The following is an 831-nucleotide window of genomic DNA, read 5'->3' as shown; positions in this document are numbered from 1 at the left end:
TTCAGACCTAGCTAATATCCTGACTTACCATGTTTTATCTGGAACGGTTGACGCGACAGCAGCTACATCCTTAGCTGGAATGATGGATAACACAACACCCACTGTTGAGACGTCGAGTATTGAAGTATCTGTCTCTGGCGATGATCTATTTGTTAACCGCTCTCAAGTTGTGATCGCTGACGTTGTTGCGGACAACGGTATCATTCACGCAATAGATAAGGTTCTTATTCCACCAAATTATTTCAATGTTGTTGAAACGGCACAAGCAGATGGTCGCTTTGATACATTGGTGGCTGCCGTCGTTGAGGCTGGCTTAGTAAGCACTTTAGCGACAACGCCAGACCTAACCGTTTTTGCACCGACTGATGATGCCTTTGCAGACTTGGTGGCAAATAATGACGCGTTTGATAGTGCCGGTGATATTCTTGCACTAACGAATCTTGGGGATATTCTGCAATATCATGTATTGGACTCTGAAGTTGATGCTTTGACCGCAATCAGCCTGTCAGGCAATACAACAACGCCGTTATATACCGCAAAAGATCTGGCAATTTCTTATGATGACCCAGACTTATTCATTAACACATCTAAGGTCATTGTTGCCGATGTCGATACATCAAATGGAATAATCCATGCGATTGATAAAGTCCTATTGCCACCATCAGCTGATGCTTTATCAGATGACAGTATTACCATTGGTGAGCTGGTGACTAATTTGGCAGGGGCTGAGGTGGATGCAGAGTTCACAACCTTGCTCGCCGCGCTTCAGCAAGAAGGCTTAGATGCTGCGTTGGTGGGGGATGGGCCGTTCACCGTGTTTGCACCGACTGA

At 45.6% G+C, this 831-nt stretch carries 1 protein-coding gene; it reads left to right on the top strand.

Features of this window, described 5'->3' with window-relative positions; all coding sequences use genetic code 11:
• A partial coding sequence (locus A3729_RS04235) for a fasciclin domain-containing protein (protein ID WP_197475554.1) occupies positions 1-831 on the top strand: 831 nt, incomplete at both ends.

It is taken from the genome of Oleiphilus sp. HI0043, from assembly GCF_001634935.1.
Note: the sequence above shows the minus strand (reverse complement) of the source record. Positions and strands in the feature narration are given on the sequence as shown.